This window comes from Arenibacter sp. ARW7G5Y1 (assembly GCF_003201775.1).
Taxonomy (GTDB): Bacteria; Bacteroidota; Bacteroidia; order Flavobacteriales; family Flavobacteriaceae; genus Arenibacter.
The window spans coordinates 33679-54235 of sequence record NZ_QJJZ01000016.1; the positions used below are offsets into that span (position 1 = coordinate 33679).

Below are 20557 nucleotides of genomic sequence, written 5' to 3' on the forward strand. Positions count from 1 at the left end.
TACATGGAAGAAAGTCAGCAAGGGGAAGACCACCAACCGTTGGAGTTTAAAAATAGGATAGACCTAGGTCAACTACAGACATCGGTGGCGCAGATAAAAACGGAATTGGGAAGAGTCATCATTGGGCAACAGGAAATGATAGAACTACTTATTATCTCTATCCTCGCCAATGGACACTCCCTAATTGAAGGGGTTCCCGGAGTAGCCAAAACCGTTACAGCCAAACTTTTGGCAAAAACTATGAACGTAGACTTCAGTAGGATCCAATTTACGCCGGATCTAATGCCGAGCGACATTCTGGGTACGTCTATCTTTAACGTAAAGACTTCGGAATTTGAGTTTAAAAAAGGCCCCTTATTTTCCAATATTATTCTTATAGATGAAATAAATAGAGCCCCCGCCAAGACGCAGGCAGCTCTGTTTGAGGCAATGGCCGAACGCCAAATTACCATGGATGGACTAACTTATGAAATGCGGCCGCCATTTTTGGTATTTGCCACCCAGAATCCTATAGAACAGGAAGGTACTTACCGACTTCCAGAGGCACAATTAGACCGATTTCTTTTTAAAATCAAAGTGAACTATCCGTCCTTGGAAGAAGAGATAGAGATTCTGGAAAGTAAACATCGCCAAAAAAACCAGAACTTGGAAAGCATAATAACCTCAGTGCTTAGCGCTGCCCAAATAGCCAGCTACCAAGAGGTTATCAAGGAAATTATAATAGAGAACAATTTAATGAAGTACATAGCAGGAATTGTCCATAATACACGTAACAATGCCAATCTATACCTCGGGGCCTCTCCAAGGGCTTCCATTGCTATCATGGACGCCTCCAAAGCGCTGGCAGCTATTAACGGGCGAGATTTTGTAACCCCGGATGATATTAAAAAGGTGGCATCCCCAATATTGGGACACCGGGTTATATTGACACCAGAAAGGGAAATGGAAGGATTTACCCCGGATAAGGTGATAAAACAAATTTTGGAGACTATTGAAATTCCAAGATAAAAATCAAAGCCTATCGGCCCAAAAATTCATCTTAGCTACCTCAAGCAAATGAAAAAAATCCTGAGAAACATCTATCTACAAAAAAGATTCTTTATTGTATTTACTGGTTTGGTCTTTGGTTTTTTGATCTCCTATATGGTACCGGACATTTTGGGGGCACTAAAATTGTTGTTCTATGTTTTTGTCCTATTTGTTGCGGTCGATATTATTTTGATATTCGCCTCCAAAGGCAGAATCAAAGGTATACGTTCGGTTCCTGAAAAACTTTCCAATGGGGATGAAAACGAAATTAAAATAAGCGTGTCCAATTCATATTTGTTCCCCGCCGGATTGAAAATTTTGGATGAAGTCCCCCATCAATTTCAAAAGCGCGATTTCGGAATTTACACTACTCTTGGAAAAGGAAAGGAAAAGGTTTTTAAGTATTATCTGAGACCTACCGAAAGAGGAGTATATTCTTTTGGGAATTTAAATGTCTTTGCCCACTCCCCTATTGGTTTCATTTGTAAAAAGTACACTTTTGGCAATGAGCAGCAAGTACCGGTGTACCCCTCCTTTCTACAATTGCGGAAGTACGACCTTATGGCCTTTTCCAATAAACTCTTCGAATACGGCCTTAAAAAAATTCGCCGTATTGGCCATACCATGGAGTTCGAGCAAATAAAGGACTATGTCCTAGGAGATGATATCCGGAACATCAACTGGAAAGCAACGGCTAAAAAAGGTGGCTTGATGGTTAATCAGTACCAGGATGAAAAATCACAACCTATTTATTCCATAATAGATAAGGGCAGGGTAATGAAAATGCCTTTTAACGGACTTAGCCTACTGGATTATGCAATCAACGCTACATTGGTCATTTCGCACATTGCCCTTAAAAAGCAGGACAAGGCCGGAATGTTTGCCTTTGGTAAAAAAATTGAAAATAGGGTAGTTGCAGAAAGACGAAGCTCCCAAATGAACCTTATTTTGGAAACACTCTACAATTTGGAAACCAATTTTGAAGAAAGTGATTACAGCCGACTATACGCCGATATTAAAAGGCATATCCCCCATAGAAGCCTACTCTTACTCTATACCAATTTTGAGACCTTGGATGCCCTGCAGCGACAACTACCCTACCTACAAGCTGTTGCCAGGGAACATTTATTGGTGGTCATTTTCTTTGAAAACACCGAATTGATCAAATTTACGGAAGAAAAAGCCGAGACCATTCATCAAATATTTGAGAAAACAGTTGCCGAAAAATTTATTTATGAGAAGAAGCTTATCGTTAACGAATTAAGGAAATACGGAATTCAAACCATTCTAACAAAACCGGAGCACCTGACCATAAATGCCATTAACAAATATTTGGAAATAAAAGCACGGGGACTTATTTAGTATTAAGAATACATCAATTCCTTTGGATATCCATTTCCCAACTACCAAAATCCATATTTTCTTGGGTTATATGGACCAACATCTCATTTCGCTTTCTATGCTTCCGCTCCGAAAATATATCAATAGTGATTCCAATGGAAACCCCACCTAATACCGTAGCCGCAAGATCCCTATTATCCCATCCACTATATTTATACTCATCATATGCCTCTTTGGCCAAGCCTGCCAGCAAACTTGAAGTTACGGAACCGGCAATTCTCCAATAGCGGTTACCTCCCGATAAGCCATCCGCTATATCTGCTCCAATAGCACCACTTAGGGTACCTGCCGTAAAATGTTTCACCTTATCCTTTTCCAGTTGTGCACACAATGGCATGGAGCACAAAAAAAACATAAACCCAACTATAACATACTTCATCGGCCACAAAGATACTAATGCCAATACAAAAACTCTTAAATGGGGATTTATAAAAAATATGTATCTTAACAAGAGTTAATCAATATTAAAAAAATGAATTCCAATTATACCCGCATATTTTCAGGAAATTTTATTTTGGCCCAGACCATATTCAACCAACTCAAGGCCATAGGCATAATACCGGTTATAAAGGATGAATCCGAATCTGGAAGATTGGCAGGTTTTGGATCGAGCATCCAAGGGAACCAGGAAATTTTTGTCCATGCCGATGAGTTGGAAAAAGCGCAAAGTATTGTCCAAGAAATTATTGGTGCTTAAAAGTAGGTGTGGACATGAAATTTATCCCTGAATCATTCTTGACCCTAAGGTTTATACAAATGGCCTAGTCTAAGTTTTTAAAATATCAACTTTGCCCCCTTTGCTTCACAAACAGTTGATCCCTTGTATAACCTACTGGAATTCACTACTTTTAGATAAAATAAAAAATCACTTTTTCATCTCCCCTGTATAAGAGCGATCACAGAATTCCCCTTCGCAATTAAACAGTCCTTATTAAAAAAATTGAAACAACCTATCTTCAGACATGGGTTGACGCATTGTAGCACCTTGGAAATCCAAATTGGATTTAATAGCATCAACATAAAACTTCAACATCATGAAAACAAAACTAAGCTTGTCCATATTCTTGCTAGTGCTATTGGCCATATCCCTTTATTGGAAACAGCAAACCACCCCCGAGGTGTTGGAGGTAACACAGGAAGCCGGTTTTTACTCCATGAAATGTACTGTTGCCAAATATCTTTTGAGCAATGTGGATACCACCCAACAAATTGCCCCCTTATTTGCCAACCTTGGAAATTTACATTTTGGGATAAGTACCAAAGACCAAAAAGCCCAAACCTATTTTGATCAGGGCGTAAAACTTACTTATGCCTTTAATCATGCCGAAGCCCACCGCTCGTTTATGGAAGCTTCGCGACTTGATCCAAAGACCGCCATGACCTATTGGGGACAGGCTTACACATTGGGGCCCAACATAAATGACCCCATGCCCGATGACGAACGAAGAATAAAAGCATATGAAGCAATCTTAAAAGCCAAGAACCTGTCTCAAAACAGTTCGTCCAAAGAAAAAGCTTTAATAGAAGCTTTGAGCCATAGATATAGCGATGATATAACCAAAGAATTATCAGAATTGAACATGGCCTATATGAGGGCCATGGCAAAAGTAGTGGAATCATTTCCGGATGATGCCCATGTACAGACCTTGTACGCGGCATCCATAATGAATACGATGCCATGGAACTATTGGGACCTAAAGGGCAACCCGGCTCACAATACCCTTAAAGCCAAAACTGCGCTGGAAAAGGCCATGGAACTAAACCCCGATCACCCAGGAGCGCACCATTACTATATTCATATGGTTGAACTTCCCAAACCGGACCTAGCCATACCCAGTGCGGATAAACTAGGGTCCTTAATGCCGGCAGCCGGTCATATTGTACATATGCCTTCACATATTTATATTAGGGTAGGAAGATACGCGGATGCAGTAAAAGTTAATGAAGCCGCTATTTTGGCAGATGAGGATTATATCTCCCAATGTTATTCCCAGGGTATGTATCCCTTGGGATATTACCCTCACAATCTGCACTTTCTATGGTCTGCCTCTACACTCCTGGGCAACAGTGACAAAGCCATTAATGCCGCCAAGAAAACTGCGGAAAAGGTCCCAATTGGCGAAATGGCAACTTTGCCATTTTTACAGGATTTTGCCGCCTCACCACTTTTGGCCTATACCCGTTTTGGAAAATGGAATGAAGTTCTTACCATCCCCTTCCCTGGAGATGAATATAAACACCTTAAACTTATTTGGCATTACGCAAGGGGAATTGCCTTTATCAGGAAAAATAATATCAAGGAGGCCAAAGAAGAATTGGAGGCCCTAAGGCTCATGAAAAACGATCCGGAACTAGAAACTGTTCTGGCCAATTACACCAATCCATCTTCAAGTATAGCCCAAATTGCACATGGGGTTGTTTCAGGTGAGTTAGCCAGTGCCATTGGAAATATTCCAGCGGCCGTGCAACACCTAAAGCAAGCTGTATTATATGAAGACCAGTTAATTTACAGCGAACCAACAGCATGGCATATACCGGTAAGACAGACCTTGGGTGCCGTTTTACTAAAGGCCCAAAAATATAAAGAAGCTGAAGAAGTGTATAAGGCAGACCTGGAAATCCTCCGCCAAAACGGCTGGTCTTTAATGGGGCTGTATAAAAGCCTTATTGGCCAAGGTAAAATGGAGGAAGCAAAAAAGATCGAGCAGGAATATAATGATGCATGGAAACATGCCGATATCCCTTTAAAAACTTCTGTATTATAATTGTGCACAACAAAATAACGAAACACGGCTTAAGGAAGTGTGCAAGGTGTTTTAAAAACCCTTTCCCTTTTTGGGAATTATGCAGAAATAAATTTATTGTTCCTCCTACAAATGCTTGGCTTCTTCCTTGGCTTGGGCAAATTCCGCCATCATGTCCATCACAATTTGGGCAGCGGGTTTTATTTCATGGATTAGTGCCGCTACCTGGCCAATTTCCAATTCCCCTTCCTCCAAATCGCCCTCGAACATTCCTTTTTTAGCCCTGGCCCTGCCCAAGAGGGATTTTAGTTCCTCTACCGTTGCACAGCCCGCATAGGCTTTTTGTATATCGGCATAAAACTTATTTTTGATCAAGCGTACCGGAGCCAACTCTTTTAATGTCAATTGTGTCGCACCATCACCCGCCTCTACCACTTTTTGCTTAAACAAGGGGTGTGATGAGGCTTCATTGCTGGCTACAAATCTACTGCCCACCTGAACCCCATCGGCACCCAAAACCATAACGGCCAACATGGCTCTACCAGTAGCAATTCCACCGGCAGCTATTAAAGGGATGCTTATTTTTTCCCTTACCGCAGGAATCAATGTAAGTGTGGTGGTCTCATCCCTACCATTGTGCCCGCCAGCCTCAAAACCTTCCGCTACAATAGCGTCTACCCCAGCTTCCTCGGCTTTTTGCGCAAATTTCACACTACTCACCACATGCACTACAGTGATGCCCCTGTCCTTTAAATAGGTAGTCCAGGTTTTAGGATTTCCTGCCGAAGTAAATACAATCTTTACATCAAGCTCCACTATGATCTCCATAAGCTGCCCAATATCCGGATACAACATAGGAACATTAACGCCAAAAGGCTTATTGGTAGCCATCTTGCACTTCTCTATATGTTCTCGAAGTACCTCCGGATACATGGATCCCGCTCCAATTATACCCAATCCACCGGCAGTGGAAACAGTAGATGCCAAACGCCAGCCACTGGCCCAAACCATACCGGCCTGGACTATTGGATATTGAATTCCAAAAAGATCGGTAATTCTATTTCCCATTATTCTTTTATCAATTTAAATTTCTTACTGATTCCATCCACCTTCACATGAATAATATATATGGCCTTGCTTAAATTATCCACAGATATTTGCTCGTTGCCTTGGTTAAATTGCCTTTCCAGGATACGTTTTCCGTAGATGTCATACAGTGTTACTTGGGCATTCCCATAGGTTTCGGGGAGCTGTACTTGAAATGCTGTCTTTGAAGGGTTCGGATATAGGTACCACAAATCATCTTTGCCTTTTGAAATATCTATCCCCAATAGCACCAAGGGTTTGGCGAAATTGGGTATTCCATAACCCATTCGTGAATTTGGATTTTGATAAAGGGAAGAGGATTCCCGTACCATGTCCATAATTTCCATATTGTCTTTATCAGGAAAAGCCTGCCAAAGGGAAGCGATGGCTCCAGCCATAATAGGTGAAGCAAAAGAGGTTCCATTATTTCCCACCAATCTATTGTCCGGCCCAATTACCGTTGCCCCTTTGCCCAAGGCCATCCCATCTGGTTTAATCCTATTATCTACGCTTGGCCCCCTGGAACTAAATGCCACATAGTTGCCGGAGGCATCAACCGCTCCAACCGCAAATACATTGGCATCTGCCGGAGCCGTAATTTTGCCCCAAGAACTATCACCGGAATTCCCTGCAGAATTCACAACCAATATCCCTTTTTCAGTTGCTATACTGGCACCCCGGGAAATAAACGCCGTATTTCCATCCATATCCACTGGGGAATAACTATAGCGTGGATTATCATAAGTACTATAGCCCAAGGAACTGTTAATAATATCTACCCCAAGGCTATCTGCCCGCTCGGCAGCCTCTACCCAATAACTTTCCTCCACTGGTGTTTCGGTAGCGGCATCTTCTGTTCTAAAGAGAATATAACTTGCATCAGGGGCGGTACCAACAAACCGTCCGTCTACAAAACCAGCCATATCGGACAGCACCCTTGTTCCGTGATCATTTCCATTGGTTGCATAAATGTTTGTTGAGCGGGCAACAAAATCGTACCCACCCCATAAATCATTGTTGGCACGTAAACGATCAAATGCCTCCATTTGATCCACATTGGGAAAGCTACTATCCAAAACGGCAATTAAAAATCCCTCACCGGTAAAGTTATTATAGTGCAAGACATCCACTCCCAATTGTTTTACCTGCACATTGCTTTGGCCATAGACAAAATCCGTCTCTTGCTGCAAAAACTTGTTTACATGGTTATTGGATTTACTTTCCGATGTAATAACCGGGCCAGGCCTGGCATTTAACCCCCTATCGGCATAAGAAATACGGTCTACAAACTGAAGGTTCGTTAAGGCTGCAATATTGGATTCACTGCCTATAACGTGGACGCAATTGAACCATTTGGACTTGGACTTGACCGTGATGCCGTTTTGCAGTTTTAACTGGGCAATATAGTCCTCGTTGACAGGAACGTCCCTTTCGTCTATGGCTATATTGAATCTATTCTTCTTTTGTATTGCCCGTTCCGATAAAATACTTGATGGATTTAAAATGGACTCCTCCACTTGGTCTTTATCATTAAAATATACCCAGGCATGTTCTTGTGCCCTTCCCCAAACCGAGAATATTATAAATAATAAAAGAGTAGCCCTGGCCATTTTAAGAGATTACACCTGAACCTATAAGTTCCTCTCCAATATACCAGGCTACAAATTGCCCTTCCGTAATAGCCGATTGTTTTTCAACAAAATCTACATACAGACCTGCATCCACCCTGTAAAGTGTTGCTTTTTGCAATGGTTGACGATATCTTATCCTTGCCATAACCTCCATGGTCTGATCCACTTCCAATGCCAGATCTGTGCGCACCCAATGCAATTCATCATTGTTCACAAATAGGGTTCTACGGTAAAGCCCAGGATGACTCTTGCCCTGACCAGTATAGATTACATTTTGGTCAACATCGGTTTCAATTACGAACAAGGGTTCTTTGGTGCCCCCCACGTCCAATCCCTTGCGCTGTCCTTTGGTAAAGTAATGGGCTCCTTGGTGCTCCCCTACTACTTTCCCATCGGTTGGTTCATAGTGTGGCTTTTCGGCAAAAAAGGCCAATTCCTCCAATTTGGAGGCAAACTGGGGAACCGTACTCCCATACTGCTCCAACACAGCTGGCACTTCTACAATTACCCCTTTTTTGGGTCGTAATTTCTGCTGCAGAAACTCTGGCAACCGTACCTTCCCAATAAAACACAATCCTTGGGAATCCTTTTTATCGGCAGTGATCAAATCATTATCAGCAGCTATTTTCCTAACCTCAGGCTTCTGTAACTCCCCTATTGGGAACAAGGTTTTGGCGAGTTGTTCCTGGGATAGTTGACATAAAAAATAGGATTGGTCCTTATTTCCGTCCGCACCTGCCAGCAATCGATAGGTCTCCGTTCCGTCCTCATTTTTTATAATGCCCTTTCTACAATAGTGTCCTGTTGCTACATAGTCTGCTCCCAGCTGCATAGCAATTTTCATAAATACATCAAACTTTATTTCCCTATTGCACAGCACATCAGGGTTTGGAGTTCTACCTTTTTCGTATTCCCTGAACATATAATCCACAATACGTTCTTTGTACTGGGCACTTAAGTCCACTGTCTGAAAGGGTATTCCCAACTTCTCCGCCACTATAAGGGCATCATTGCTATCCTCCAACCAAGGGCATTCCTTGGAAATGGTCACGGAATCGTCGTGCCAATTCTTCATAAAAAGGCCAATAACCTCATAGCCTTGCTCCTTTAATAGATATGCCGTAACACTGGAATCCACACCGCCGGAAAGTCCGACTACCACCTTTTGCATCTGTAATTATTTAATGTTATCCTTAGTCGTTCCAAACCAATTATGACTTACACTGCAAAAATACGAAATTGGAATTTGCTTCCCCCAAAAATACCGTGTAATGACAATTGCCGGGATATGTGCTTACCCAATGATAATCAATTGCCATCCAATAAAGGTATTAAACCTCAGGACAAGCCTGTCTGCCGACAAAGGCAGGCCCTGAACCCAATAATATGAATCGACCCTAGGGGCGAGGTATTGAGCCTAGATCCCGCCGAAAAAGGCGGGATTAGTTCAACTTGTAATTTTAAGTGCGTCTTACTGACTTCTCAAAATTGAGTTTCACTAATAAATTATCTGGACCCATATTAATTTGGCCTTGTGCCTATTTCTTTTAAGCATACCATATTGATAAAAGTGGAGCCCCCCTCTTAAAGAAGAATAATCAAGTTATAAAAAACACCCATACATCAAAAGAAGCCACTTTAGCATACTAAAAAGAACACTTTACAACTATTAGTTTTATACAGCCTAAAAAAAAACAATCTTTGGAGACCCAAATCTTACCAAATTAAACCAAGCCAATGCTAAAAACCCCGACCAAATGGCCGGGGTTTTTATTGATACCGCCAAAAGGGTATAATACCCCAAGGCTTGCCTCGTAAATTAAAGTTCGTATCCTTCGAATGCCTCGCGGGCTTGCCCCGAGGTAGTTTACTTAAGGAATGACTCCGGCACCTTACTACTAGGTTTTAAGCACATCCATAAAATTCAAAAAAAAAGTGCTTGAATAAATCCAAGCACTTTAATTCTATATTAAGTGGATTTCGTCTTATTTCTTGCCTAACTTTTTCTGTTCCTCGGCCTGCTCCATCATTTCCCTCATCTTTTTCTGAAACTTATTTTCCTTTTTAGGCTTCTTTTTATTCTCTTGTATCTGGGCGTGGATCTTATCCTCATCCAAAATAAAATTCTTGATGGCCAACATTATAAAAATGGTGATCAAGTTAGATACAAAATAGTACAAACTCAGTCCACTTGCATAGTTGTTGAAGAAAACCAACATCATCAAGGGGGACAAATACATAATAAATTTCATATTAGGCATTCCGGGTTGGGTCTGCATATTCTGTCCAGTTGTCATCATCATATAAAAGAATATGGCAACGGAGGCCAATATTGGAAACAAACTTACGTGATCCCCATAAAATGGAATGGTAAACGGCAATTGTGCAATGGCATCATAGGAAGAAAGGTCATCTGCCCATAAAAACGGCTTCTGTCTCAATGCAAAGGAAGTTGGGAAAAACATAAACAGGGCATAGAAAATTGGCATCTGCAACAAAGCAGGCACACAGCCACTCATAGGACTTACCCCGGCCTTGTTGTACAATTTCATGGTTTCCTGCTGCTTTTTCATGGCATTGTCCTTGAACTTTTCATTAAGCTCTGTAATTTCAGGCTTCAACACCTTCATTTTAGCTTGGGACAAGTAAGATTTATAAGTGGCCGGTGACATAATAAGTCTTACCAAAATAGTCATGACCACTATGGCAATACCATAAGGCAGGAACGAACTAAGGAATGTATATACAGGGGTAAATATATATCTATTGATCCATCCAAAAATTCCCCAACCGAAGGGAATGGAATCTTCCAGCCCCAATTCCTTGTACTGAGCCAAGACCTTGACATCTGTAGGCCCGTAGTACCAGTTAAAATTATAGGCAAATTCACCACCTTGCAACTCCAAAGGCACCACAGCGGCAAATTCTTTGGTAAATTGTTGGGTGTGACTTTCTTCCTCCACCAAATTTACAGAATTCAATTTCGCGGTTTCAAACTTATTGACATAGGTAAGTATAGAGCTAAAAAAGTGTTGACGGTAAGAAATCCATTTCACATCCACCTCCGTTTCCTCATCCTCACTACCTTCGGACAACTTACTTATTTTGTCCCCATCGTGGTTATAGGTAACCCTAGTATATCTATTCTCATATTGGATACTTTTGGAATGGCGGATCGCCTTCATCTTCCAATCCAAATCAATGGGTTTGGAACTATTAACAATGCCATTTAAACCTTGTGAACGCACTGTAAAACCAATGAGATATTCGTCTGGTTTCATTTCGTAGCGATACTCCAGAAACTTATCCGCTGCCACTTTGGCTTTCATGGAAAGCACCTGATTGTCACCAGATTTGGAAAGTGTGGGTTCAAAGTAAAGATCATTGGTGTTCAATACCCTGTTGTCCGAAGTACTAAAATTAAGGGCAAAATTGGCATTGCCATCTTTTATTAAATAAACGGGAATGGAATCATAGGTTACGTACCCTTTCATCTTTGCCTCGATTATCTGGCCTCCCTTATTGCTTATTTCCAAATAAACAACATCGTTTTCCAATACCGTTGTTCCCTCTGAAGGAGCCGTATAACCAAAGGCACCTATAGCACTTTTGTAACTTGCAACAGCCGTAGAATCTTGTAGATCAACTGTTTTTGGTTGGGCAACCTCTTCTTTGGTTACATCGGCTTTTTGCATTTCAGCGGCTTCAAGCTGCTCTTGTTTTGCCTTCTGCGCTTCCAGCTCTTCCGGTGTTGGCTGGTTCTGCCAAAACATAAAAATAAGAATACCAAAAATCAGCACAAAACCGATAATGGTATTAATATCCAATTTCTTTTCCTCCATCTAAAATTTAATTTTAAAATATTATCGGCAGGGATATAAACAACAGCTACGTTCCCAACGGATTAAATCAGCTTGCAAATATATGCCCAATTAGATTATATATGTCAAACTGGCATAGTTTATTGCTTTCCTTCCTTCTGATGTTTTAAGGCAGCTTTAATAAACCCTACGAACAACGGGTGCGGATTGTCTACCGTACTCTTGTATTCAGGGTGATATTGTACCCCAATAAACCAAGGATGGGCAGGCACCTCTACTATTTCTACCAAACCAGTTTCCTTATTTATCCCGGAGGCAACCAGCCCGGCTTCCTCCAATTGCTTTTTATAATTGTTGTTAAACTCATAACGATGCCGATGACGCTCAGAAATTTCGGAAGCTCCGTGATAGATCTTTTGTACCAGACTATCTTTTTCCAAATGACAGTCCCAAGCTCCCAGTCGCATAGTCCCCCCCTTGTTAACAATATTCTTCTGTTCTTCCATAATACTGATTACCGGGTCAGAGGTGTTTTCGTCCATCTCCGTGGAATTTGCTCCCTTTAGACCTAGTACATTTCTGGAATATTCAATTACGGCCATTTGCATTCCCAAACAAATACCCAAAAATGGTATTTTATTTTCACGGGCAAACTGCACTGCCTTAATTTTGCCTTCTATTCCCCTTTCACCAAAACCTGGGGCTACTAGGATTCCGTCCAGACCCTGCATCTTTTTTTCCACATTCTTGGCCGTAAGATGTTCGGAATGAATTGATTTCACCTTTACCTTTACATGGTTTACCGATCCTGCATGGATAAAGGATTCCAAAATGGATTTATAAGAGTCCTGTAATTCCACATACTTCCCAATAAGACCAACGGTCACCTCATTTTTTGGATTCTTGTGCCACTGTAAAAATTGGTTCCAATTTGTAAGATCGGGCACTACATTGTCCGGTAGTGCCAACTTTTTTAAGGTTACGGTATCCAATCCTTCCTCTTGCATCAATATAGGTACATCATATATGGTTGATGCATCAATGGATTGTATAACCGCTTCCCTTTTTACATTGCAAAAAAGTGCCAATTTTTCCTTTAAGTCATCCGGAATCTCATGTTCTGTTCTACAGACCAAAATATCTGCCTTGATACCGCTTTCCATTAAAGTTTTTACGGAATGTTGTGTAGGTTTGGTTTTTAACTCCCCAGCTGCAGAAAGATAAGGCACCAAGGTTAAATGAATAACAATCCCATTATTATCGCCCAACTCCCACAGCAACTGGCGTACAGCTTCAATATATGGCAAGGATTCTATATCCCCAACAGTACCCCCAATTTCGGTAATGACAATATCATAATCCCCACTTTTCCCCAATAACTGGATACGCTCCTTAATTTCATTGGTGATATGGGGCACTACCTGAACCGTTTTTCCCAAAAATTCACCTCTGCGTTCCTTTTCAATAACACTTTGGTAAATTCTTCCGGTGGTTACATTATTTGCCTGTGAAGTCCTAACATTCAAAAAGCGCTCGTAATGACCCAAATCCAAATCGGTCTCTGCACCATCATCGGTAACATAGCATTCGCCATGTTCATAGGGATTTAAAGTTCCCGGATCAACATTTATGTAAGGGTCCAATTTTTGAATAGTGGTTCTATAACCCCGAGCCTGTAACAATTTGGCAAGAGAGGCTGCTATAATCCCTTTTCCGAGGGATGAAGTAACCCCACCGGTTACAAAAATATATTTAGTCTGCGACATGAAGCGTTAGGTTGAATTCGTAACGCGAGCAAAAATACGAATTGCTATAACAATTCATGGGTATTATTGGGGAAAATCTTTTTGAATTTTGCGAATTAAGCCCTCAAGTCCATTAATTTTAATTTCCAGCATGGCCCGTAACAAATTTCCCAGCTTTCCCTCTGGAAAACCGCTTTGTTGAAACCACACCAAATAAGGTTCGGGAAGTTCCACCAAATATCTTCCCTTAAATTTACCAAATGGCATTCTATAATGGGCCAATTCTATTAATTGCCTCTTGTCCGGAACTACATTCATACTAAAGATTCTATCCAAAGATAGGACCTTCAAAGATGCAACCCAAGCATTTGATCAAAATCCAATACTAATTTTATACCAAACGTATTTTCAATATTCCCATAGGGAATTTCGTATTTTTAAGACAAATCCCCTATCTTTAAACACGTATAATTTACATTTATAAATTTTAGCCTTGGATTTGGCTTTATCAACAATTTGGATTGATCATTCTGATATTAGGTAGTTCAATATATCCGGAAAATATCATCTAAGAACCTTTTTAAAAACCATACTGGACCTTCATATAAAAACACATAGATGAAACGAAGAACATTTATAGGAACCTCAGCAGCCGCGTCGGTTGGCCTACTGGCTTGCAAAAATGGAAATGCCATGCAAACAAACACAAAAATTGAAGCAAAACTAAACAACAACATTAATCACAGCGTTTGCTATTGGTGCTATGGGAGCATCCCTCTTGAAGATTTTCTAAAGTCCCTAAACGAATTGGGAATAAAAAGTATAGACCTTATTGGTCCTAAAGACTGGCCCTTGCTAAAGAAGTACAATATTAATTCCTCCATGTGCAACGGGGCCGAAATAAGTCTTACCGAGGGTTGGAACGACCCCAAATATCATGAAACTTTGATTAATAATTACACAGAGATGATTCCCAAGGTAGCGGCCGCAGGTTATACCAATCTTATCTGTTTTAGCGGCAATCGAAGGGGAATGGATGATGCCGTTGGACTACAAAACTGTGTAGACGGATTAAAGAAGATTATGCCCCTTGCCGAAAAACACGGGGTGGTAATCCAAATGGAATTATTGAATTCCAAGGTGAACCATGAAGATTATATGTGCGACCACACCGAATGGGGGGTGGAATTATGCAAAAAATTAGGGTCCGATAATTTCAAACTGCTTTATGATATTTACCATATGCAGATAATGGAAGGCGACATTATTCGGAACATCCAAGACTATCATTCGTACTTTGGGCATTACCACACCGGTGGAAATCCCGGACGAAATGAAATTAACGAAACTCAGGAACTATATTATCCTGCCATCATGAAGGCTATTCTGGCAACAGGTTATAAAGGACATGTGGCCCAAGAATTCATCCCCACTTGGGAGGATAAAATAGCCGCCCTAAAAGAGGGAGTGACCATTTGCGACGTATAAAGTTAAATATGGTTAACGGGATACTTTTGAAAAGGTGTCCCGTTAATTGTTTAGTGCTTTTCCTATCTTTTTGTTCCAAATTAATTGTTGAACGGTATCCCTGGAAAAATTGGTCTCTGAGTCATATTGGTTCTGATAGTCGTTTAGCTCACGGAGCACATTCCTATATATCTCTTTAACCTCCGCCTTTGCATTGTTGGTGAATTTGGTCCTGGCCAGTATTTGTCTCAATTTTCGGGCAAACACTTCGGAAATATCAAAGTGCAATTGTTCATGGCCCAGGATGATCGGGTTGGCCAATTTAGGCTTGTACCACGATTTATCCGGATAAAAATAAGTGTCCACCTTAAAATCAAGTTCCATTGCATCCTTGGTCCCTTGTGCAGAAAAACTATAGGAGATACCACTGGCCGTAATAGCCGCGGCACTGGAAATACCGGATGGCCTCCCCTTGAAATCGGACCAGCTTAATTTTCTTTCCGGGGTCCATAAAATCACCTCATCTTCCTGGGCATAGCCCAAATGGGACATAAGCCATATAAGAAGCCATACTACTTTCGTTAAAGTTCCCACTGAAAAATGATATTCCTTACTATAGATGGATGCGGGCTATTATGCACAGGATATGTACTTGCCGCATGCTTAAAATTTCTTCCGTATTTACCAGAAACAATCTTGGCGATCCGTCTAGGATAGACCTCCATATGCTTTTTGAATCCGGTAGGGGAATCCTCCGATTCCATCCCCATCAATTCACAGCTCGTACCAAATCCATCTGCAAAGGTTAGTTTCCCTTTCAACGGAATCAATCCTTAAGTTCTACAATATTCATATTCTCAAATCCGAGGATGTAGGAAGCCCTGTTGTAATACCCGGATGAGATATCTTTGTTAAAATTGAATTTGTTGCCCACATATTCGGTTTCACCAACAAGTTTGGAAGCACTTACCAAGTCTTCTTTATAAGCCAATTTTAGAAGTAGGTCATAAGTAAGGTCAAAACCGCGAATTGCGTAAGCATCCGGTTCCGCACCATACCTCTTCCTATATAATTTCACAAAACTATTCTCCCCAACTTCCCTGGATGCAGAAGGGTAGGTAAATCTTAAATTGGAAAGATGGGCGTAGGAAACAATTTCACTTTCAAAGGCCTTGTTCTTATCCGTGGTAAAAAGGCGTATGCTAATATCCTCATTTATCATTGAATTAAGCAAAGAGCCTACGTGATAAACCACATTTGCCTGATCAGTTTCCAAAAACACCCAATTCTCCGTCTCCAAAGAAAATATTTTGGTGATTTTCTGGATATCCACTGAACGATCTTCCTTTAAAGCTACTATTTTAGCCCCAGGAAACTTCATTAACAAAGCAGATTCGGTAGCCTTGTTCTTTTGATCGGCAATTATGATAACGTTTTCATTTGTCCTTAGTCCCTCTACATAGGTCATCATATGTTCCTGCATGACCTTTTCCGAAGGAAGGGCGAAAAACACATTGTTCAAACTTAAATCGCTTTTATCCGATAAAGGCGCAACCACGGGCACTCCATATTCAGAGGCCTGCAGCGCTACCTCTTTTAGGGATTGGGTCTCCAAAGGCCCGAAAATTGCCGATACCCCCATTAAATTCTCCTTTTGCAATATGCCCTTGGTGCGATTTAGGTTCAATTGGGTATCATAGGTTTTAACATCAACGGAGATTCCGAGTTTGGCTATGGAATCCAAGGCAACCATGGCCCCGGAATAAAGTCCCAAACTATATTTTACATCCTTTCTGTTCTCAATGGCACTTTTGGTAGCTGCATTGTCGTTTAGATCCAATCTGTCCAATCTAAAAGGCAAAAGAAATACCAATTTTGGGCGGTTTAGCGTATTGATGCTGTCCTTTAAATTGATCTTATCCAGGATAAGGGCATTTTTTACATCAAAATTCCCTGTTTGGGCCTTGGGAAGCTTCAAGACCATACCAGCCTTTAATCCATCCTTTAACTCTGGATTTAGTTCCAATAACTCCGTATAGGTAACACCAAATTTGCGCGTAAGTGAAAACTCGGTTTGCTTTGGTTTCACCTCATAGAAATTGTAATTATCAATATTGACCTCACCAGTCTCAATCTTTTTCGCCGGAATCCTTAGGACCATACCTTCCTTTAACCCTCCCCGTTCTTTTATTTCAGGATTCAAGGCTATTATTTCGTTGGCCGTTAATCCAAATTTTTTCTCCAAACTATAAAAAGTTTGCTTGGCCGGAACCGTATATGAATTGTACAGTTGGGTATCCTGATCCTCAATGGAGCTCCCCAGTATCTTGGGCAATAGCAACTCTTGCCCAGAGGACAGATAATCGGTTATTTTGGACAATTTAGGATTTAACACCAGTAAGCTATCTATAGTAATCCCGTACTTATTGGCTATACTCCAACGCGTTTCCTTGGGTTGTACCGTATAGATTTCATAATTTTCTTCAATGTATGCCTTTTCGGATGGGTCTACCCTTTTATACTTGGGTATCTTAAGAATCATGCCTTTTTTCAATTGAACGGAGTACAGCTCTTTATTGTACCGTTTAATTTCATCCTCCGAGATATTGTACCGTTTGGCAATTCCGAACAAGGTTTCCTTTCTTTTGGTCTTGTGCGAAGTATATCCTATTGGCTCCCGATGCTTAGGGTTGGACTCGTCAACTTGTAATGCCTGCAATAAGGCATCTACCTTTGAAACGCTATCACTTTTTACACCCGCTCCATTGGAAGATGGTATTACCAAAATAGTATTGGCCCTTAGAGCCTGGCCCTTTTTTAGCTCCTTGTTATAATGTAATATTCCTTGCTCGCTAACATTGTATCTTTTTGCGATACTTTCCAATGTTTCCCCCGATTTAACGGAATGGGTAGTGAATTTTTGTGCAATTGCATTGATGCTCACCAACATTAATAAAAATGTCGTCAATATTAATTTTCCAAATATTTTCACAAGTATAGATTTTATTTGTTCTATTTAAAATATGCCATGTACAAAATTGAGAACGAACATAAATACAACAATGTTATAATTAAAACTAAAAAATAATGCACAGCCGGAAATTCATAATTCCTTGGTACTAGCTCTCAAATTATTCCCATTCGATCGTTGCAGGTGGTTTGGAACTAATATCATAAACCACTCTATTTACACCCCTAACCTTATTGATAATGTCGTTGGAGGTTTTTTGAAGGAACTCATAGGGTAAATTTACCCAATCGGCCGTCATACCATCCGTGCTTTCCACCGCTCTTAAAGCTACACATTTTTCATAAGTCCTTTCATCTCCCATTACACCTACACTATTCACAGGCAAAAGCATAGCCCCTGCTTGCCAAACCTTATCATAAAGTCCCCATTCCTTTAATCCGTTGATAAAGATGGCATCTACCTCCTGCAAAATAGCCACTTTCTCGCGTGTAATATCCCCAAGGATGCGAATGGCCAAGCCTGGTCCAGGGAAGGGATGCCTTCCCAACAACTCCTTATCTATTCCCAAACTGGCACCAACACGCCTAACCTCATCTTTAAACAACATTCGTAAGGGCTCCACTACCTTCAATTTCATATAATCTGGCAATCCACCAACATTATGATGACTTTTAATGGTGGCTGACGGACCTCCCGTGGCAGAGACAGATTCTATAACATCGGGATATATTGTTCCTTGTGCCAACCATTTTGCATCTTCCACCAAATGGGATTCATCATCAAAGACCTCAATAAAGACCCTTCCAATGGTCTTTCTTTTCTTCTCAGGATCACTTTCCCCTTCCAGACTATCCAAAAAACGTGCCGAAGCGTCAACACCCTTCACATTTAATCCCATTCCTTCATATTGGTCCAATACCGATTGGAACTCGTTTTTCCTCAACAGTCCATTATTAACGAAAATACAGTGTAAATGTTTTCCAATTGCTCTGTGCAATAAGACTGCGGCTACTGTGGAGTCCACCCCCCCGGACAGCCCAAGTATTACCTTTTCACCTCCAATTTTAGCCTTTAATTCCGCAACGGTAGTTTCAACGAAAGAATCCGGGGTCCATGTTTGGGCCACCCCAGCTATATGTACCAAAAAGTTTTCCAACAATTTCTTCCCATCGGTAGTATGATATACTTCCGGATGAAATTGAATGGCATAGGTATCTTCCCCTTTTAACTTATAGGCCGCATTTTCCACATCATGGGTACTTGCCAATTTAATGGCTCCTTCAGGTAATTTTTTAATGGTATCGCTATGGCTCATCCAAACCTGGCTTCCTTCAGAAATCCCTTGAAAAAAGGATTCACTGTGATCTATAAAGGACAATTTTGCCCTGCCGTATTCACGGGTATTGGAAGGAGCCACATTGCCACCGTTAAAGTGCGCCAAATATTGGGCTCCGTAACAAACTGCCAATAGAGGTTTCTTCCCTTTGATCTGGGATAGATCAGGATGTGGAGCTTCATCCCCCCTAACAGAAAAAGGCGATCCAGAAAGGATAACAGCCTTGTATTCCGATAAATCTTCGGGCAAATGGTTGTACGGTTTTATTTCGCAGAAAATATTAAGTTCCCTGACCCTTCTAGCGATGAGCTGCGTATACTGGGAACCAAAATCTAATATGAGGACGTTATTTTGCATGGGCAAAAATAGTAATTTGAAATTTTTGAAAAAGTATCTTTTGGGTATAATAATCACAAAACTTATAAACAGCAAGTTATTGGGGAGGCTATTTGTCGATATAGCCTATTAAACAAGGGCTTCATTAAAGCCGTAAAAAACACAAAAATTGCCCGTAACCCACAACAATCCAATTGGAACAGGGTGAAAATTTGGCTCAATTGCAAAGATTTTTTAATATAAGCACAAAAAAAGCCCGGTAACCAACCGGGCTTACTAATCAAAACCAACCTAAACCAATTAGCTAATTATTAGTACTCACAATTTCCTGAGAAATTATTTTCAAATTCATAGCAATTTATATCTATAACACCTGAGAAAAGAAATACCCTACTCCAACATTTATTTTTATCTTTAATAAACCTAAAAAAGTTTATCATGGCCACCGATTATTTAGAGGAAATAAAGGAAGAACTACAAAAGGCCCCCAAGGAAAAAGACCATCCCTTTCGTTTTTTCACGCTTGCCACTGTAGGGTTGGACCAGGTAGCCCGTTTACGCACTGTCGTATTGAGGGAAGTTTCCGAAAATCTACTACTGATTTTTTATACCGATAAGCGCTCAAAAAAAATTACCCATATAAAAGAAAACAAAAGGGTTAGCCTACTCCTATACCATCCAGGTAAACTGCTTCAATTAAAAATCGAAGGCACGGCCACCTACAAAGATGACGATGCCACCAAAGAGCAATATTGGAGCAAACTGGACAGCTACGCAAAAAAGCAATACACTACTAGCAGGTCTCCTGGGAGTAATTTAATCAACCCCCAAAATCTTGAATATTTGAGTGAAGAAAACCATTTCTGTCTTGTAGAGATTACACCCTACAAAATTGAATATCTAAAGTTAAGTCAACCCCACCATATTAGGGTCCGATTCTCCAAAGTAGGTGTACAATGGGAAAGTGAATACTTGGTGCCCTAACACCAT

Annotated in this window: 17 protein-coding genes; 6 read left to right on the forward strand and 11 right to left on the reverse strand. The window is 40.8% G+C overall.

Going from position 1 to position 20557, the window contains the following annotated elements; translation table 11 throughout:
• The first annotated feature begins 3 nt into the window (after positions 1-3).
• Both C7972_RS19320 and C7972_RS19325 read left to right on the forward strand, forming a co-directional pair.
• Positions 4-1008 carry a MoxR family ATPase gene (locus C7972_RS19320; RefSeq protein WP_110357820.1) on the forward strand — a complete coding sequence of 335 codons (1005 nt, stop codon included), beginning with the start codon at positions 4-6 and terminating at the stop codon, positions 1006-1008.
• A gap of 48 nt (positions 1009-1056) precedes the next feature.
• Positions 1057-2391: a DUF58 domain-containing protein gene (locus C7972_RS19325; RefSeq protein ID WP_110357821.1), complete on the forward strand. Its 1335-nt coding sequence runs from the start codon at positions 1057-1059 to the stop codon at positions 2389-2391.
• 13 nt (positions 2392-2404) lie between these two features.
• Here C7972_RS19325 and C7972_RS19330 read toward each other — a convergent pair whose 3' ends face one another.
• Positions 2405-2809, reverse strand: coding sequence for a hypothetical protein (locus C7972_RS19330; protein ID WP_181422939.1), 405 nt, complete (start codon positions 2807-2809; stop codon positions 2405-2407).
• Between the two features lie 93 nt (positions 2810-2902).
• Between C7972_RS19330 and C7972_RS19335 the strand changes: the two genes are divergently transcribed.
• Positions 2903-3127 (forward strand): putative signal transducing protein, encoded by a 225-nt coding sequence (locus tag C7972_RS19335; RefSeq protein WP_110357822.1) that lies wholly within the window; start codon positions 2903-2905, stop codon positions 3125-3127.
• Positions 3128-3464: 337 nt separating this feature from the next.
• Positions 3465-5195: a hypothetical protein gene (locus C7972_RS19340; protein WP_110357823.1), complete on the forward strand. Its 1731-nt coding sequence runs from the start codon at positions 3465-3467 to the stop codon at positions 5193-5195.
• Positions 5196-5300: 105 nt separating this feature from the next.
• Here the strand turns inward: C7972_RS19340 and C7972_RS19345 are convergent, their stop codons facing one another.
• From C7972_RS19345 to C7972_RS19370, 6 genes are all read right to left on the reverse strand, one after another.
• Entirely contained in the window at positions 5301-6242 is a 942-nt protein-coding gene (locus C7972_RS19345) for a nitronate monooxygenase family protein (protein WP_110357824.1), read from the reverse strand.
• A complete protein-coding gene (locus tag C7972_RS19350; RefSeq protein WP_110357825.1) occupies positions 6242-7870 on the reverse strand; it encodes a S8 family serine peptidase in 1629 nt (542 codons plus the stop codon). Before C7972_RS19350 ends, C7972_RS19345 begins: the two co-directional genes overlap by 1 nt.
• A 1-nt stretch (position 7871) precedes the next feature.
• Positions 7872-9062: a tRNA 2-thiouridine(34) synthase MnmA gene (mnmA, locus tag C7972_RS19355; protein WP_110357826.1), complete on the reverse strand. Its 1191-nt coding sequence runs from the start codon at positions 9060-9062 to the stop codon at positions 7872-7874.
• Positions 9063-9876: 814 nt separating this feature from the next.
• Entirely contained in the window at positions 9877-11733 is a 1857-nt protein-coding gene (gene yidC / locus C7972_RS19360; protein WP_110357827.1) for a membrane protein insertase YidC, read from the reverse strand.
• 119 nt (positions 11734-11852) lie between these two features.
• On the reverse strand, positions 11853-13478 hold the full coding sequence (locus tag C7972_RS19365; protein WP_110357828.1) for a CTP synthase: 1626 nt from the start codon (positions 13476-13478) through the stop codon (positions 11853-11855).
• A gap of 63 nt (positions 13479-13541) precedes the next feature.
• Positions 13542-13775, reverse strand: coding sequence for a DUF3820 family protein (locus tag C7972_RS19370; protein ID WP_072862729.1), 234 nt, complete (start codon positions 13773-13775; stop codon positions 13542-13544).
• A gap of 300 nt (positions 13776-14075) precedes the next feature.
• On the opposite strand from C7972_RS19370, the gene C7972_RS19375 reads away from it, so the two are divergent.
• A complete protein-coding gene (locus C7972_RS19375; protein ID WP_110357829.1) occupies positions 14076-14945 on the forward strand; it encodes a hydroxypyruvate isomerase family protein in 870 nt (289 codons plus the stop codon).
• Between the two features lie 42 nt (positions 14946-14987).
• Here the strand turns inward: C7972_RS19375 and C7972_RS19380 are convergent, their stop codons facing one another.
• The 4 genes from C7972_RS19380 to guaA all read right to left on the reverse strand — a co-directional run bounded on the left by C7972_RS19380 (position 14988) and on the right by guaA (position 19588).
• Entirely contained in the window at positions 14988-15518 is a 531-nt protein-coding gene (locus tag C7972_RS19380; protein ID WP_258364898.1) for a DUF922 domain-containing protein, read from the reverse strand.
• Positions 15506-15745 (reverse strand): hypothetical protein, encoded by a 240-nt coding sequence (locus C7972_RS19385; RefSeq protein ID WP_146216353.1) that lies wholly within the window; start codon positions 15743-15745, stop codon positions 15506-15508. The genes C7972_RS19380 and C7972_RS19385 overlap by 13 nt, the downstream gene beginning before the upstream one ends.
• Positions 15746-15750: 5 nt before the next feature.
• Positions 15751-17916 carry a LysM peptidoglycan-binding domain-containing protein gene (locus C7972_RS19390; RefSeq protein ID WP_258364899.1) on the reverse strand — a complete coding sequence of 722 codons (2166 nt, stop codon included), beginning with the start codon at positions 17914-17916 and terminating at the stop codon, positions 15751-15753.
• A gap of 139 nt (positions 17917-18055) precedes the next feature.
• Complete coding sequence (guaA, locus tag C7972_RS19395) at positions 18056-19588, reverse strand: glutamine-hydrolyzing GMP synthase (protein ID WP_110357833.1); 1533 nt, start codon at positions 19586-19588, stop codon at positions 18056-18058.
• A 417-nt stretch (positions 19589-20005) separates the two neighbouring features.
• Here guaA and C7972_RS19400 point away from each other — a divergent pair, with 417 nt between their 5' ends.
• Positions 20006-20551 (forward strand): pyridoxamine 5'-phosphate oxidase family protein, encoded by a 546-nt coding sequence (locus tag C7972_RS19400; protein WP_110357834.1) that lies wholly within the window; start codon positions 20006-20008, stop codon positions 20549-20551.
• Positions 20552-20557 lie beyond the last annotated feature (6 nt).

What these genes read in the sequence shown, in the direction of transcription:
- C7972_RS19320 (WP_110357820.1), top strand. Translation starts at nt 4, where the DNA reads ATGGAAGAAAGTCAGCAAGGGGAAGACCACCAACCGTTGGAGTTTAAA.
- C7972_RS19325 (WP_110357821.1), top strand. Translation starts at nt 1,057, where the DNA reads ATGAAAAAAATCCTGAGAAACATCTATCTACAAAAAAGATTCTTTATT.
- C7972_RS19330 (WP_181422939.1), bottom strand. Translation starts at nt 2,809, where the DNA reads ATGAAGTATGTTATAGTTGGGTTTATGTTTTTTTTGTGCTCCATGCCA.
- C7972_RS19335 (WP_110357822.1), top strand. Translation starts at nt 2,903, where the DNA reads ATGAATTCCAATTATACCCGCATATTTTCAGGAAATTTTATTTTGGCC.
- C7972_RS19340 (WP_110357823.1), top strand. Translation starts at nt 3,465, where the DNA reads ATGAAAACAAAACTAAGCTTGTCCATATTCTTGCTAGTGCTATTGGCC.
- C7972_RS19345 (WP_110357824.1), bottom strand. Translation starts at nt 6,242, where the DNA reads ATGGGAAATAGAATTACCGATCTTTTTGGAATTCAATATCCAATAGTC.
- C7972_RS19350 (WP_110357825.1), bottom strand. Translation starts at nt 7,870, where the DNA reads ATGGCCAGGGCTACTCTTTTATTATTTATAATATTCTCGGTTTGGGGA.
- mnmA (WP_110357826.1), bottom strand. Translation starts at nt 9,062, where the DNA reads ATGCAAAAGGTGGTAGTCGGACTTTCCGGCGGTGTGGATTCCAGTGTT.
- yidC (WP_110357827.1), bottom strand. Translation starts at nt 11,733, where the DNA reads ATGGAGGAAAAGAAATTGGATATTAATACCATTATCGGTTTTGTGCTG.
- C7972_RS19365 (WP_110357828.1), bottom strand. Translation starts at nt 13,478, where the DNA reads ATGTCGCAGACTAAATATATTTTTGTAACCGGTGGGGTTACTTCATCC.
- C7972_RS19370 (WP_072862729.1), bottom strand. Translation starts at nt 13,775, where the DNA reads ATGAATGTAGTTCCGGACAAGAGGCAATTAATAGAATTGGCCCATTAT.
- C7972_RS19375 (WP_110357829.1), top strand. Translation starts at nt 14,076, where the DNA reads ATGAAACGAAGAACATTTATAGGAACCTCAGCAGCCGCGTCGGTTGGC.
- guaA (WP_110357833.1), bottom strand. Translation starts at nt 19,588, where the DNA reads ATGCAAAATAACGTCCTCATATTAGATTTTGGTTCCCAGTATACGCAG.
- C7972_RS19400 (WP_110357834.1), top strand. Translation starts at nt 20,006, where the DNA reads ATGGCCACCGATTATTTAGAGGAAATAAAGGAAGAACTACAAAAGGCC.